15 protein-coding genes and 1 riboswitch are annotated in these 14,365 nt (G+C 72.0%); of the genes, 9 read left to right on the plus strand and 6 right to left on the minus strand.

The annotated features are described in order from the left end of the window. Window positions 1-51 precede the first annotated feature (51 nt). Window positions 52-195, minus strand: a riboswitch (cobalamin riboswitch). A 156-nt stretch (window positions 196-351) separates the two neighbouring features. From ACIP79_RS29670 to ACIP79_RS29680, 3 genes are all read right to left on the minus strand, one after another. Then, entirely contained in the window at window positions 352-573 is a 222-nt protein-coding gene (locus ACIP79_RS29670) for a hypothetical protein (protein ID WP_401228034.1), read from the minus strand. A gap of 12 nt (window positions 574-585) precedes the next feature. After that, window positions 586-1,818 carry an anion permease gene (locus ACIP79_RS29675; RefSeq protein WP_401228036.1) on the minus strand — a complete coding sequence of 411 codons (1,233 nt, stop codon included), beginning with the start codon at window positions 1,816-1,818 and terminating at the stop codon, window positions 586-588. Window positions 1,819-2,020: 202 nt separating this feature from the next. Continuing rightward, window positions 2,021-2,770, minus strand: coding sequence for a lysozyme (locus tag ACIP79_RS29680; RefSeq protein WP_401228038.1), 750 nt, complete (start codon window positions 2,768-2,770; stop codon window positions 2,021-2,023). A gap of 195 nt (window positions 2,771-2,965) precedes the next feature. Between ACIP79_RS29680 and ACIP79_RS29685 the strand changes: the two genes are divergently transcribed. From ACIP79_RS29685 to ACIP79_RS29695, 3 genes are all read left to right on the plus strand, one after another. Then, complete coding sequence (locus ACIP79_RS29685) at window positions 2,966-3,712, plus strand: class II aldolase/adducin family protein (protein ID WP_401228040.1); 747 nt, start codon at window positions 2,966-2,968, stop codon at window positions 3,710-3,712. A 330-nt stretch (window positions 3,713-4,042) separates the two neighbouring features. Beyond that, window positions 4,043-5,170: an alpha/beta hydrolase family protein gene (locus ACIP79_RS29690; protein ID WP_401228042.1), complete on the plus strand. Its 1,128-nt coding sequence runs from the start codon at window positions 4,043-4,045 to the stop codon at window positions 5,168-5,170. Between the two features lie 146 nt (window positions 5,171-5,316). Beyond that, window positions 5,317-6,732, plus strand: a complete 1,416-nt coding sequence (locus ACIP79_RS29695; protein ID WP_383684921.1) for a hypothetical protein — start codon at window positions 5,317-5,319, stop codon at window positions 6,730-6,732. A 46-nt stretch (window positions 6,733-6,778) separates the two neighbouring features. Here the strand turns inward: ACIP79_RS29695 and ACIP79_RS29700 are convergent, their stop codons facing one another. Then, entirely contained in the window at window positions 6,779-7,192 is a 414-nt protein-coding gene (locus ACIP79_RS29700; RefSeq protein ID WP_383684923.1) for a VOC family protein, read from the minus strand. A 118-nt stretch (window positions 7,193-7,310) separates the two neighbouring features. Then, window positions 7,311-8,198, minus strand: coding sequence for a neutral zinc metallopeptidase (locus ACIP79_RS29705; protein WP_383684925.1), 888 nt, complete (start codon window positions 8,196-8,198; stop codon window positions 7,311-7,313). 528 nt (window positions 8,199-8,726) lie between these two features. Here ACIP79_RS29705 and ACIP79_RS29710 point away from each other — a divergent pair. The 4 genes from ACIP79_RS29710 (at window position 8,727) to ACIP79_RS29725 (ending at window position 12,757) form a co-directional block, all read left to right on the plus strand. Then, complete coding sequence (locus tag ACIP79_RS29710) at window positions 8,727-9,464, plus strand: PQQ-binding-like beta-propeller repeat protein (protein ID WP_401228044.1); 738 nt, start codon at window positions 8,727-8,729, stop codon at window positions 9,462-9,464. A gap of 130 nt (window positions 9,465-9,594) precedes the next feature. Continuing rightward, on the plus strand, window positions 9,595-11,193 hold the full coding sequence (locus tag ACIP79_RS29715; protein WP_383684929.1) for an ABC-F family ATP-binding cassette domain-containing protein: 1,599 nt from the start codon (window positions 9,595-9,597) through the stop codon (window positions 11,191-11,193). Window positions 11,194-11,612: 419 nt separating this feature from the next. Further along, entirely contained in the window at window positions 11,613-11,834 is a 222-nt protein-coding gene (locus ACIP79_RS29720; RefSeq protein WP_006123601.1) for a helix-turn-helix domain-containing protein, read from the plus strand. 131 nt (window positions 11,835-11,965) lie between these two features. Beyond that, window positions 11,966-12,757 (plus strand): enoyl-CoA hydratase/isomerase family protein, encoded by a 792-nt coding sequence (locus tag ACIP79_RS29725; protein ID WP_401228046.1) that lies wholly within the window; start codon window positions 11,966-11,968, stop codon window positions 12,755-12,757. Window positions 12,758-12,796: 39 nt separating this feature from the next. On the opposite strand, the gene ACIP79_RS29730 is transcribed toward ACIP79_RS29725, so the two are convergent. Further along, window positions 12,797-13,555, minus strand: a complete 759-nt coding sequence (locus tag ACIP79_RS29730) for a nucleopolyhedrovirus P10 family protein (protein ID WP_401228048.1) — start codon at window positions 13,553-13,555, stop codon at window positions 12,797-12,799. A gap of 87 nt (window positions 13,556-13,642) precedes the next feature. Between ACIP79_RS29730 and ACIP79_RS29735 the strand changes: the two genes are divergently transcribed. Together ACIP79_RS29735 and ACIP79_RS29740 are read left to right on the plus strand one after the other, a co-directional pair. Continuing rightward, entirely contained in the window at window positions 13,643-14,125 is a 483-nt protein-coding gene (locus ACIP79_RS29735; protein WP_401228050.1) for an Asp23/Gls24 family envelope stress response protein, read from the plus strand. Between the two features lie 54 nt (window positions 14,126-14,179). Then, window positions 14,180-14,365 carry a hypothetical protein gene (locus tag ACIP79_RS29740; RefSeq protein ID WP_383684937.1) on the plus strand — a complete coding sequence of 62 codons (186 nt, stop codon included), beginning with the start codon at window positions 14,180-14,182 and terminating at the stop codon, window positions 14,363-14,365.

Genomic DNA, 14,365 nt, shown 5'->3' on the forward strand with positions numbered 1-14,365 from the left:
ATGGGCAGCCGCGCATGGCGATATGTCCTCACTCAGGGTGTCCGCGCCCTGGTTAGAAGAGACCGGCGGTGAGAGTTCCTGGCTTCCGGGGACTTCACTCCCCGGTGACAGTGGCGGGACCGCGCCGGATTCACACCGGCTTCCTCTCTTGCCGCCGTACTTGGCCCCGGCAGTCCACCACGGCGTTGGAAGACCCGTCAACTTGCCGTTGACCTGCGACGGAGGAGTGTGCTGAGGCCCACACGGGGCCGACCAAGATCACGCCGCTCTCGTGGCCGGGCGCGGGGAAACACACGTATGGGGCGCACCGGGAAGTGCGCCCCATACGTGACTCTTCGCTGTGACGGGCCGTCAGGCCACGATCAGATAGATCCCGTACGCCACCGCCGCCGCGCACGCCGCGAAGCAGGCGTACGCGCCGGTGACCGCGAGGGCGGCGCTGCCGCCCGTGGCCGTCGCGGACTCGCGCTTGGAGAGGCCGACGATGCCCAGGGTGAAGAGGCCCACCAGTGCCACGGTGGCCACCAGGCTGACTCCGAACACGGAGCCGAGTGCTGCCCAGTCGATGTGCATGCTGTTCGTTCCTTAGACCGTGGCCGGAGCGGTGGGCTCCGCGTCCGGGGACGGGATGGTGGCCTTGAGGTCGGCGGGGAGCGGGCCCGCGGGAGGCGGGGAGACCGCGGCGACCGCCGCCGTGACGACGCCCGGGGTCTCGGCGCCGAACTCGTTGACGTTGTCGATGGTCACCGGGCGACGGCGCGACAGGTTCCAGATGATCCCCGCGCCGGCCACCAGGAGCGCACCCGTCAGGGCGACGCCCCAGGTGCCCTGCTTGGTGAGGAACTCCGCACCGGCGCCGACCAGGCCCGCCGCCGGGAGTGTGAGGCCCCAGGCGATGAACATGCGGGTCGCGGTCGACCAGCGGACGACACCGCCCTTGCGGCCGAGGCCCGAACCCATCACCGCGCCGGAGCACGACTGCGTGGTGGAGAGCGAGAAGCCCAGGTGGGAGGAGGCCAGGATGACCGTGGCGGCGCTGGTCTGGGCGGCGAAGCCCTGCGGCGGCGCGAGGTCGGTGAGGCCCTTGCCCATCGTGCGGATGATGCGCCAGCCGCCCAGGTAGGTGCCGAGCGCGATGGCCATACCGGCCGAGACGATGACCCAGGTCGGCGGGTTCGAGTCCGGCGCGATCACGCCGCCGGTGACCAGCGCGAGGGTGATGATGCCCATCGTCTTCTGCGCGTCGTTCGTGCCGTGGGCCAGCGAGACCAGGCCCGCCGAGGCGATCTGGCCGGCGCGGTAGCCCTTGGCCGTAGCCTTCTCGTCGGCGCGGCGGCCGATCCGGTACGTCAGCCGGGTGGCCAGCGTCGCGGCGATTCCGGCCACCACGGGCGCGGCGATCGCGGGAAGCAGCACCTTGGTGACCACGGTCGAGCCGTTCACCGACGACCAGCCGGCCGACATGACCGCGGCGCCGATGAGGCCGCCGAAGAGCGCGTGGGAGGAACTGGAGGGCAGGCCCAGAAGCCAGGTCAGCAGATTCCAGAGGATGGCGCCGACGAGCGCCGCGAAGATCACTTCGGTGCGGATGCCCTCTTCGTTGATGATGCCGCCGGAGATCGTCTTGGCGACCTCCACGGAGAGGAACGCCCCGACGAGATTCAGCACGGCGGACATGGCCACCGCCGTCTTCGGTCTCAGGGCACCGGTCGAAATGGTCGTCGCCATCGCATTGGCGGTGTCGTGGAAACCGTTCGTGAAATCGAACACGAGAGCGGTAACGATCACGATTCCGAGGAGGAGCGTGATGTGTTCCATTAACCCAGACTTCTATTGGACGTCAGTGGCAGGTGGACCGTAGGCAACCTGAATGAACGGAAGATGAACTAGGGGGGCATTGAAAGTGTCGCATGCGTCGCGCTATCCCTTTGATGGTGTGAAGGGGGCGGCTCGGTGCCGATCCGGCACGGGTCCGACACCTGTCCCGACGCCTCGAACACAGGCGGAACAAGGGGTTCCGCTACTCGCGCGGCCCCCGCGCGAACTCCTTGAGCCGAGCCATGGATCCGTTGAAGAGATTCTGGTCACCCGGCAGGCTGCCGCTGTTGTCGTACTGCCAGAAGGTCCAGAAGGACCAGCCTGCGGGCAGGGTGCCCGCGGTCGTCGAGTCGTAGCGCGCGACCCACAGGGGGTGGTTCCCGAAGGCCATGCTGCCGCCGGTGCAGGTGTTCCACCAGTGGGTGGTCGTGTAGATCACCGGCAGGCGCCCTGTCCTGCGCCGCACCTCGTCGCTGAACGCCTTGATCCAGCTCGCCATCCCGGCCCTGGTCAGGCCGTAGCACTTGTTCCTGCCGTACGGGTTGTACTCGATGTCGAGCGCGGGCGGCAGCGTCCGGCCGTCCGCGCGCCAGGCGCCTCCGTTGCGTACGAAGTGCGCGGCCTGGGCGGTGCCGGACGACCTGTCCGGCAGCGCGAAGTGGTAGGCGCCGTGCAGGATGCCGGCCTCCCGCGCCCCGCCGTACTGCTGGTCGAAGTACGGATTGCGGTACGTGTGGGACTCGGTCGCCTTGACGTAGACGAACTGTGCGCCCTTCGTCCTGGCGCTCGGCCAGTCGACGTTCTTCTGGTGCGAGGAGACGTCGTGCCCCTTGGGTTTGCCGACGGCGGAGGCCGGAGCCTCGAAGAGAGCTGTCCCGCCCACGGTGAGAGCGGTGACGGCGGCCGCGACGACGCGGGCGCGGTGGCGGGACGGACGGTGGTCACGGGCCACATTTCCCCCGTAATGGCGACGTGCACGGCAAATGCCCCCGAGGCTACTGGAAGATCACCAATACCTCGACGAGCCCTGGCGAAACGCTCAAAACCGATCGCTGGGTGCCCATTTGTGGTCTTACGGACACCCGGATCCCGCACCGAAGGCCCTCGCCCTCCTCGTGCCGAGGCCGACGCCTGGCAGGATCGCCGCATGGCTGAGCAGCGGCGGGACGCACGGGACGCACGGGGCGATCGGAGCGATCGAGGCGGGCGGGAGGGTGCGCAGGCGGCGCGTGAGCACGCGCCCGACGCGCGGGGCGCGGAGGAGCGGGCGTGGGACGAACTCGTCGCGACAGCCCGCCGCACGGTCGCCGACGGGCTGGTCGTGGGCACCTCGGGCAACGTCTCCGTACGCGTCGGGGACACCGTCCTGGTCACACCGACGGGAGTCCCCTACGACAGGCTCACGCCCGGCGACGCGGTGGCCGTCGACCTCGACGGCAGGCAGGTACGGGGTTCGCTCCTGCCGACGAGCGAACTGCCCATGCACCTCGCCGTCTACCGCGCCACCGACGCGCGCGCCGTCGTCCACACCCACGCGCCGCACGCGACGGCCGTCTCGACACTCGTCCCCGAACTCCCCCTGATCCACTACATGGCGGGCGACCTCGGCGGCCCGGTCCGCGTCGCCCCCTACGCGACCTACGGCACCCCGGAGTTGGCCGAGAACATGCGCCAGGCCCTCCGTCTGCGCACCGCCTGCCTCCTCCAGAACCACGGCACGATCGCCCACGGCACGACGCTCTCCCAGGCCTACGACCGCACAGCCCAACTCGAATGGATGTGCCGCGTCTGGCTGACCGCCTCCTCGGTGCCCGGCCTGTCCCCCTCCCTGCTGACCCGGGAACAGGTGGACGAGGCGGGGGAGCGGCTGCGGGGGTACGGGCAGCGGGACTAGCCGCGAGTGCCGCCCAGGGCGCCGGGAGAGGGGGCGACGGCGCGGTCGGACAGGGCGGCTCGGGGGATTCCGTTCTCGGGCCGGCGGCTCCGTTTCCGATCCGGGACGCCGGTCGCGGCCGGACCGGGGGAACCGGCCGATTCTCGCCGTAACGGCTTTCAGCCGCCTACCCCCGAGCTGGGGTGCCGAGCTTGTCCGCGTCGGCCTCGTCCGTTCACCTGGCCCCCGAATCCCGTACGCCACACCAGGCGCCGGCCCGACTCCCCGGGAAACGTGATCCCCGGCCGCGTCCCACTGGCCGGAATCCGGTGCCCCCAGGACACTGGACCCGTGCGCACTGTCAAAGCGGCGGCCGCTGCCGTCACCGTAGCCATCGCCGCGGGCGCGGCCTCCGTCATGGCGGGACGGTTCGCCAGTGACGCCGCGTTGAAGGCGCCGCCCGGCAGGCCCCTGCCCACCGAGCCCCGGCTCACCGTGCACGCCACGACGGCCGACGGGATCACGCTCACCCGGGATCTGGCCTCGCTGCGCCCCGGCACCTACGGGCTGGCCGGCGACGGCTCCCACGCGGTCGTCGGCCCGGTCATGGAGAACGAGCCGCACCCCGTCGACACGGTCGTACGACGTCTGGAACGCGTCACCCCCGGCACCCTGGAGCCCGGCGACAAGGTGTGGTTCACCCCGAACGTGCACATCGGCAACCCGAGCGCCGCCCTCGGTCTCGACTACGCCGACATCGACGTCCCCGGCGAACTCGGCGGCCTGCCCGCCTGGTTCGTCCCCGCGGCCCGCGACACCTGGGTGATCACCGCGCACGGCCTTGGCACCACCCGCGAACACCCCATGAACGTGATCGACTTCCTGAACCGCCACCAGTTCCCCGTCCTCGACCTCGCCTACCGCGGCGACCTCGGCGCGCCCCGCCCCCCGGACGGCCTGCACCACCTCGGCGAGACCGAGTGGCGCGACCTCGACGCGGCGATCCGCTACGCCGTGCGCTACGGCGCCGACCGGGTCGTCCTGTTCGGCTGGTCCACCGGCGCCACCATGGCCCTGCGCGCCGCCGCCCACTCCCCGCTGCGCGACCGGATCTCCGGACTCGTACTGGACTCACCCGTCCTCGGCTGGGAGACCACCGTGCGCGCCCTCGCCACCGCCCGGCACACCCCCGGCGCCCTGCTGCCCCTGGCGGTGCGTGCCGCCCAGGGACGCACGGGCCCGCACGGCGACCGCGTCGAGGACGCCGCCCGCCCCGAACGCCTCAAGGTGCCGACCCTGCTGCTGCACGGCCCGGACGACACCATCGCCCCCTGGGGCCCCTCCCGCCGCCTCGCCGAACAGCGCCCGGAGCTGGTCACCCTGCACACGGTCCCGCACGCCCCGCACGGCGCCATGTGGAACGCCGACCCGGCAGGCTACGAAGAGGCCCTGCGCCGTTTTCTCACACCGCTGATGTAGGGGCGGCGCAGGGGCTGTTTTCGGCCTCTCCGCCATGCGGGACAGGGGTACTTTCCGGGCGTGCGGGGGCCCGTGGGCGGTGCCCGCGGAGGGGCCGCGGCTCATTCCGTTTGGGTTTTCGGACTGTCAACCGGAAGACTGCACCCGTGACGTCCCGTAACCCGCGCGACTCCAGGCTCCGACTCGTCCGCCCGAGGCCCCTGGCCGCCGCTCCCCGAGCGGTGACCCAACGCCGCTCGCAACGCCCCGCACCCCGCCCGCCCGAGGGCACCCCGCCGCCCGCGGAACTGGCCCGCATGGCCCGCACCGGCCTCTCCGACGCGGCCCGCGTGGCCCGCTGGGCGGACGCCGCACTCGGCCCCGGCCGCGACGGCGCGACACCCGACGGCGCGCCCCCCGAGGACAAGGGCACCCTCTCCGACGCCTCCGCCGAACGGGCCGCCGCCGACCTCGGGCTGACCGCGGATCAGGTCCGCGCGGACTGGGACACCGCACGTCTGGCCGGCCTCGTGGAGGTGCACGGCGGCAGCGCCCGGCCCGGCTGGCGGCTGCGCGCCTGGAACCGCGACGACAGCGCCGTCCTGCGCGGCTGGGTCGCCCTCTTCGACGCCTGGTCTCTCGCGTACCCGGAGCCCGCGGACCGCGAGCCGTCCGCCGTCGCCGAGGTCGTCTCCGCGATGCCCCAGGTGCTCTCCTTCCTCCAGCTGTCCGCCGGGCCCGTCCCCGTGGAGCAACTCCTCGACCTCCTCGAACAGCGCGTCACGGAACTGCGCACCGAGCGCTGCGAGATCCCCTACGGCCCCCAGCCCGAGCCGGCCGACCGGACCGCCGCCGAGGCCACCCCGCTCGCACCCCTCCTCGACTGGGCCCTGCACGCCCTGGCCTCCGTGGGTGCCCTCACCTGCGCCGACGGCCAGGCCACCCTCACCCCGCTCGGCAACTGGGCGGTCTGGGTCAAGCTTGAGCAGATCTGCGTGGCCGCGCAGAGCCCCGCCGGCAACATCGAGCACTCCGCCGAGGACATGCTCCGCGGCTGCGCCCAGCTCCGGCCGAACGCGGCCCGCGCCGAATACCGCGCCTGGCTCGCCGCCCGCCCCGTGGGCAGCGCGATCACCGAACTCCTCGACGCCGCCCGCGGTGAGGACGCCCTCAGCCGAGGTCTCGCCTTCGAGGCGCTGCGCGTGGTCGGCGCCCCCGCCGAACCCGACGTACGGGCCGCGGCCGAGGAGACCCCGCTGCGCCCCTACGCCCTGCTGTGGCTCGCCGAGCACGACGGACACGACCCCGAGGACGCCCACGAGGTGCTCACCCGCGCGGAGGCCACCTGGCTCTGGGTCGACACCGCCGCGGCCGTCGCCGACCACGGGGAGGCGCCGCTCCTCGTGCGCCATCTGGAGTCGGCAGTGCAGCCCACCGTGCCGATGCTCCTCGACGAGGTGCGCGCCGTCGGGCATCCCCGCACGGTGCAGGTGCTGGTCGCGCTCGCCGCCGCCCACCCGGACCCGGCGCTGGCCAAGGCCGTCCGCCGGGCCGCCTTCCAGGTGCACACCTGGGGGAGCTGACCAGCCGCTTCGCCACCGGCACCGGGCAGGTCCGCGTGCGGCGGGCTCAGGCCGCTATCTCGGGGGCGTACGTCCCGAAGCTCCAGACGTTGCCTTCGATGTCCCGGGCCATGTAGTCCCGCGAGCCGTAGTCCTGGTCCGTGGGGGGCATCAGGATCTCCGCGCCGTGGTCCACGGCCTGCTGGTGGTGGGTGTCCACGTCGTCCACGACGACGTAGACACCCACCGGCCCGGCGCCCTTCATCGCGTTGTCGAAGACTCCGCCGCGGCCCTTGGAACCGAGCATCACCGCGCCGTTCCCCTGGGTCAGCTCGGCGTGCATCACCGCGCCGTCCTCGCCCTCGTAGACCGAGAGCTCGGTGAATCCGAAGGCCTCCGTGAGCTGCCTGATCGCCGCTTTCGCGTCCGCGTACAACAGGGTCGGGCAGATGCTCGGGCGCCCGCTGTCGATGGCTGCCATGCCGATCACTCCCTCTCGTCCCGCCGCCGGAATCCGAGCCGCCGGAATCCGGTCCGTGCCCAGTCTGGCACCGGGCACCGACAACGCCCGCCGAGCGGCCACGGGAGGCGGGCGGAGGTCAGCTGAAGGTGTTGCACCGGGCCATGTCGCCGGTGCGGTACCCCTGGTCGAACCACTGCTGGCGCTGCCCGGCCGAGCCGTGCGTCCAGGTCTCCGGGGTCACCCGGCCCTGGAACCTCTCCTGGATCCGGTCGTCCCCCACGGCCGCGGCCGCGTCCATCCCGTCCCGGATGTCGGCGGCCGTGAGGCTGGTCAGCAGCGGCCTGCCCGTCGACGGGTTCTTCGTGGTCGTCGCGTGGTGCGCCCACACCCCGGCGTAGCAGTCGGCCTGGAGCTCGACCTTCACGGCGTTGCTGTTCGCGCCGGTCACACCGTCCTGCGCCCTGCCCAGGGTCCCCATCAGGTCCTGCACATGGTGCCCGTACTCGTGCGCCACCACGTACGCCTGGGCGAACGGGCCGCCGCTCGAACCGAACTTGGTGCGCAGCTCGTCGAAGAAGCCGAGGTCCAGATAGACCTTGCGGTCGCCCGGGCAGTAGAAGGGCCCGACCGCCGAGGTCGCGGCGCCGCACGCGGTGCCGACACGGCCGCTGAAGAACACCGTGGGCGAGCGGGTGTAGGTGCCGCCGCGACGCGTGAACTCCTGGGTCCAGTAGGTCTGCACGCTGTTGACGACCGCCACGATGCGGCAGTCGTCCCTGGTGTTCGCGTCCTGGCCGGTCCGGCAGGTCTGCTGGACCTGCCCGAGAGAGGAGGCGGTCGCCGACGGCTGGTCGTCGCCGGAGAGCCCCAACTGGTCGGGTCCCACCCCGAAGAACAGGCCGAGGACGAGGGCGATCAGTCCGGCGATGCCGCCGCCCACGGTCGCCCTGCCGCCCGGGATTCGACTGCCGCGCACATCCTGCACCTCGGAGGTGTCCAGGTTGGCGTCGTCGTCGAACTGCATGGGCACACCTCCCTCTGCCGTACGGCCGTCCGTCTATGGCGTCATCCTCGTACGCCCCCAGGGCACCGGCCCCGGGCGGAGGTCCGAACGGGGGACGCACCCTCGCCCGCCCGCCGTGTCCCGACGACTACCCCTACGGGCCGCGCCTACGCTCTGCGCCTGATCCGTGTACCGAGTGGGCGAAGAGGGGGAACGGTGGTTGTCCTGCCTGCCGGGGTGACCGCCCCGCCCCCGCCCGACCAGGCACCACGAGACACCTCCCCGGCCGGTCCCACCGGCGTCACCTCCCCGGCCGATCCCGCGGCCGTTTCCGCGCCGGCCGGGCCCGCCGCCGTGCCCTCGCTTGTCGGGCCCGCGGCGACTCCGGCGTCCGTGCCTGCGCTTGTCGGGCCCGCGGCGACTCCGGCGTCCGTGCTCGCGCCTGCCGGTCCCGCAGGGACACCGGCGTCCGGGCCCGCGCCTGCCGGAGCCGCAGGGACACCGGCGCCCGGGCCCGCGCCTGCCGGAGCCGCAGGGACACCGGCGCCCGTGCCCGCGCCTGCCGGAGCCGCGGCGACACCGCCGCCCGTACCCGCGCCTCCGCGCCCACGGGCGGCACGGCATCACCCCCTCCTCCGTCTCCTCCCCCCGGCCCTCGTCCTGCTGCTCGTGGCCCCCGTCCTCGTCGTGGCCCACCAGGCGCGTCCCACCCCCTACGGGGACCGGATCACCGTCCACGCGCGCGTGGACGGTGATCCGAGTCCGTCGGTGCGTACGACCGAGGACGCGGTCGAGGCGTACGACGAGGCGACCGGGCGCCCTCACTGGAGCTACACGCGCGAGGGGCACCGACCGCTGGCCGTGGTCCCCGCGCGCGGGGACACCATCGCGCTCTGGGACGACGGACTGGTCACCGACACCGCGCGCGGCGGCGGCGCGGTGCGCTGGCACCGTGGCCTTCCCGGGGCCGCCCCGTGGCTCGCGGTCACCCGGGGGAGCGGCGTTCTGCGGCCCCTCGGCGCCCGCATGCTCGCCGTCGTCACCCCGCGCCGCGTCGCCGCGTACCGCATCGCGGACGGCGATCTGCGCTGGGTGCTGCCGGCCCGGCAGGGATGCGGGTTCGCGCCCTCGCGCGCGGTGCGCCGCGGTACGGCGCTCCTGATCGCCCAGCCATGCCCCGTCGGTGACGCCGCCGACTCCTGGACCGGCGAGATCATCGCGGTGGACGCCCTCGGCAGGATCACCCCCGACCGGACACCGCTGGGCAACGAGCGTCACACCCCATAACACCTCGACGCAGGAAAAGTGGTTGCACCGCCCCGTTAGACTTGGCCCATGGCCATTCTCCTCGCGCATTAGACGGCGGGAACGTCCTCAGCCGTCCACCCCGCCAACCACCCTGCCCTGGAGTCTGTCCGTGATCTCCGCCTCCGGAATCGAGCTGCGTGCCGGCGCCCGCCTGCTCATCGAGTCCGCCACCTTCCGAATCGCCAAGGGCGACCGCATCGGTCTGGTCGGCCGCAATGGCGCGGGCAAGACCACCCTCACCAAGGTCCTCGCAGGTGAGGGCACCCCCGCCGCGGGCAACGTCACCCGCTCCGGCGAGGTCGGCTACCTCCCGCAGGACCCGCGCACCGGCGACCTCGACATGCTCGCCGGCGACCGTGTCCTCTCCGCCCGCGGCCTGGACACCCTGATCCGCAAGATGCGCGAGAACGAACAGCGCATCGCCAACGGATCGGGCGCCACCCGCGAGAAGGCGATGCGGCAGTACGAGCGCCAGGAGACCGAGTTCCTCACCAAGGGCGGGTACTCCGCCGAGGCCGAGGCCGCCACCATCGCCGCCGCGCTCAACCTGCCCGACCGCGTGCTCGGCCAGCCCCTGCACACGCTCTCCGGTGGTCAGCGCCGCCGTATCGAGCTGGCCCGGATCCTCTTCTCGGACGCCGACACGCTCCTCCTCGACGAGCCGACGAACCACCTCGACGCCGACTCGATCGTCTGGCTGCGCGACTACCTGAAGACGTACCGCGGCGGCTTCATCGTGATCTCCCACGACGTCGACCTCGTGGAGACGGTCGTCAACAAGGTCTTCTACCTGGACGCCAACCGCGCCCAGATCGACGTCTACAACATGGGCTGGAAGCTCTACCAGCAGCAGCGCGAGGCCGACGAGAAGCGCCGCAAGCGCGAGCGGCAGAACGCCGAGAAGAAGGCCGCCGTACTGCACTCGCAGGCCGACAAGATGCGCGCCAAGGCCACCAAGACGGTCGCCGCGCAGAACATGGCCAAGCGGGCCGACCGGCTGCTGGCCGGACTCGACGCGGTGCGGGTCTCCGACAAGGTCGCCAAGCTGCGCTTCCCCGAGCCGGCACCCTGCGGCAAGACCCCGCTGATGGCCGAGGGCCTCTCCAAGTCGTACGGCTCCCTGGAGATCTTCACCGACGTCGACCTGGCCATCGACAAGGGCTCCCGCGTCGTGATCCTCGGCCTGAACGGCGCGGGCAAGACGACCCTGCTCCGCCTGCTCGGCGGCGTCGAGACCCCCGACACCGGTTCGGTGGTCGAGGGCCACGGCCTCAAGCTCGGCTACTACGCGCAGGAGCACGAGACCCTCGACCCGGAGCGCAGTGTCCTGGAGAACATGCGCTCCGCGGCCCCCGACCTGGACCTCGTCGAGGTGCGCAAGACGCTCGGCTCGTTCCTGTTCTCCGGTGACGACGTCGACAAGCCGGCGGGTGTCCTCTCCGGCGGTGAGAAGACCAGGCTGGCCCTGGCCACCCTCGTGGTCTCCTCCGCGAACGTCCTGCTCCTGGACGAGCCGACGAACAACCTCGACCCGGCCAGCCGCGAGGAGATCCTGGGCGCCCTCCAGACGTACAAGGGCGCCGTCGTCCTCGTCACCCACGACGAGGGCGCCGTCGAGGCGCTCCAGCCGGAGCGCATCATCCTGCTGCCCGACGGCGTCGAGGACCTCTGGGGCGCGGACTACGCCGACCTCGTGGCCCTCGCCTGAGCCCCGCAGCCCCGGGAGTGCCCGGGGCCGCGGGGGCCGTGGCCGCCCGCCGACCGGGCCCCGTCCGTCGGTCAGCGCCGCTTGATCGAACGACTGATCCACTGCGTATGGATCATTCGGCCGATCCGTGATCCATCAATGGTGTGAGATCTCCTCGTACCGACGTGTGTCCTACACCGATTTTCCGGCCGAGTCCTTTCTTCCCAAGGGCTCGGCCGTCTCGCGTCTCTGACCTGGCACTTCGCGGATGAACCCGTTCGGCCGAATGGAGAACAGCAGCCGGAATGCATGATTCCGCTCGTGGGGACGGGCTCCTGTCGTCAAAACCTTGTCTCACCGACCTTGCCGAATGGGTGGCCATGAAGCGCGGGAGGGGTGATCATGAGAGTCCAGAGCGCACTTCCCATGAGGAGGCACGGGTGGCCGAGACTCTGAAGAAGGGCAGCCGGGTAACCGGCGCCGCGCGCGACAAGCTCGCGGCAGACCTGAAGAAGAAGTACGACTCCGGTGCGAGCATTCGAGCGCTGGCCGAAGAAACCGGCCGCTCGTATGGCTTCGTGCACCGGATGCTCAGCGAATCGGGCGTCACCCTTCGTGGGCGTGGCGGAGCGACGCGGGGCAAGAAGGCCGCCTCGGCCTGAGGCCGGGCGTCCCCATCGGCTTCGGTGGTGACCACCCGGTCGGTCCCGTGATCGACCGGGTGGTTACTGTGCAGTCACTTATGGATGTCCACGTACGGCATCCACACTGACCGCACGCATCGGAGGCGTCCATGGCTTCTCTCGACCCGGTACTCGACAAGGACGGCGTACGGCTCACCATCGACGACTCCGTCGCCGCGGTGACACTGACCAACGCGCCCAAGCGCAACGCCCAGAGTCCCGCGCTGTGGCGGGCGTTGACGCAGGCCGGTCAGTCGCTGCCGGGCACCGTCCGGGTGGTGGTGCTGCGTGCCGAGGGCAAGTCCTTCTCCGCCGGCCTCGACCGGCAGGCGTTCACGCCCGAGGGCTTCGACGGCGAACCGTCGTTCATCGACCTCGCGCGCGGTTCCGACACCGAACTCGACGCGACCATCGCCGAGTACCAGGCGGCGTTCACCTGGTGGCGGCGTAACGACATCGTGTCCATCGCCGCCGTGCAGGGGCACGCCATCGGTGCGGGGTTCCAGCTCGCCCTCGCCTGTGACCTGCGCGTCGTCGCCGACGACGTGCAGTTCGCCATGCGCGAGACGAGCCTGGGCCTGGTCCCCGACCTCACCGGTACGCATCCACTGGTCAGCCTGGTGGGCTATGCCCGTGCGCTGGAGATCTGCGCGACGGGGCGGTTCGTGACGGCAGAGGAGGCCGAGCGCACCGGTCTCGCCAACCTCGCCGTGCCCGCCGACCAGCTCGACGACGCCGTACGGGACCTGGTGGGCGCCCTGATCGCCGCACCCCGCGACGCCGTCATCGAGACGAAGGCGCTGTTGCACGGTGTCCAGGGCCGCACGTACGAGGAGCAGCGCGGCGCCGAGCGCGCCGCACAGGCCCGTCGGCTGCGGGATCTCGCCGGGGTGAGCGACTGAGACCGTCGCTGGACCCCGGGGATCCCCGGGAACACCGGTCTAGTGGGCGGACGTCACCACGACCGCCACCGAGGGGCTGTCCGGCAGTGAGTCGGTGACCGCTCTCCTGACCTCACGTGCCACCTCGGCGGCGCGCCCCGAGACCGCCAGTTCCACGCGGACGTGACGGCGTGGCAGAGCGTCGCCGCCGGCAGGGCCGCCGTCCTCGATGTGCACCGACCGGCCCAGGGCGTCAGTCAGATGGGTGACACCCGGGACGGAAAGCGCCGCCGCGGCCACCCGTGCCTCGTCGGCGCCGGTCGGCTCGGCGGCCGGGCGTACGTCAGCCGGCCGTAGGTCAGCTGGGCGTACGTCAGCCGGGCGTACGGCGGCGGTTTCCTGGTCCTCCGCTGGCAACCCCGTCACCCGCAGATCCACTTCCGTGACCGTCAGACCGAGCCCCTCCGTCGCCGCCTCGGCCAGGGCCACGCGCAGCCGGGCCGCTGTCGTGGGGAGCGGTTCGGCGTCCGGGGCGGTGGGATCCGCCCAGGCCGTGAACTCCGCGCTGACGCGCAGCGGGCCGGGCGGCAGCGCGCTCGGTGGCGCGGGCACCGCCGGGTCCCGCGACCGCTCGGGGTCCGCCAGGGCGATTCGGAGTGTGCCGAGGCGGACCCCGCGCACGGGAGCAGCCGCGCGCCGCAGTACCGCTTCGGCGGCCCCCTCCGTGATCCACACCCCGTCGCCCGCGACACCCAGGGGCAGCAGTCTGCCGAGCCCGAGCCGATGTCGTACCACCTGAGCCCACGCGTCCACCGTCATTGCTCCAGCCTGCCGCATCCCAGGCGCGCGAGCGCGCGACCCCGCTTACTGTGGGTGAAGGACGACGACCGAAAGGGATGTACGGCGATGACCGACATGACAGAGCGGAAGCGGCCGGAGACCCCCGAGGGCGAGCGGGAGCCGCTGGGGACACGCAAGAACACCAAGCGCGGCGGCGGTGACCCCGCGACCCGCGGGCGTACCACCATCGCCGACGGGGTCGTGGAGAAGATCGCCGGGCTCGCGGCACGCGACGTACTCGGCGTGCACGCGATGGGCAGCGGGCTGAGCCGGACCTTCGGGGCCGTGCGGGACCGGGTGCCCGGTGGTACGAAGTCCGTGTCCCGGGGCGTCAAGGCCGAGGTCGGTGAGCTCCAGACCGCGCTCGACCTGGAGATCGTCGTCGATTACGGCGTGTCGATCGCGGACGTGGCCCACGCGGTGCGGGAGAACGTCATCGCGGCCGTCGAGCGGATGACCGGACTTGAGGTCGTCGAGGTCAACATCGCCGTCAGTGACGTGAAGCTGCCGGACGAAGAGGACGAGGAGCCGGAGTCCCGGCTCCAGTGACACGCCGCGCCCCGATCCGCCCGACGCAGCAACCGAATCGCTGAGGAGCGCACCATGAGCTTGGCCGTGATCGGCATGATCGCCGGAATGGCGCTGGGCTTCGCCGGGTACTTCGGGGGTTTCGGGGCCTTCCTCCTGGTGGCCGCCCTCGGTGCCGTCGGCTTCGTCGCCGGGCGGTTCCTCGAAGGGGACCTGGAACTCGGTGACTTCTTCCGTTCCCGCGAAGACCGGCGGCGGTGA

It is taken from the genome of Streptomyces sp. NPDC088747 (genome assembly GCF_044751025.1).
GTDB lineage: Bacteria > Actinomycetota > Actinomycetes > Streptomycetales > Streptomycetaceae > Streptomyces.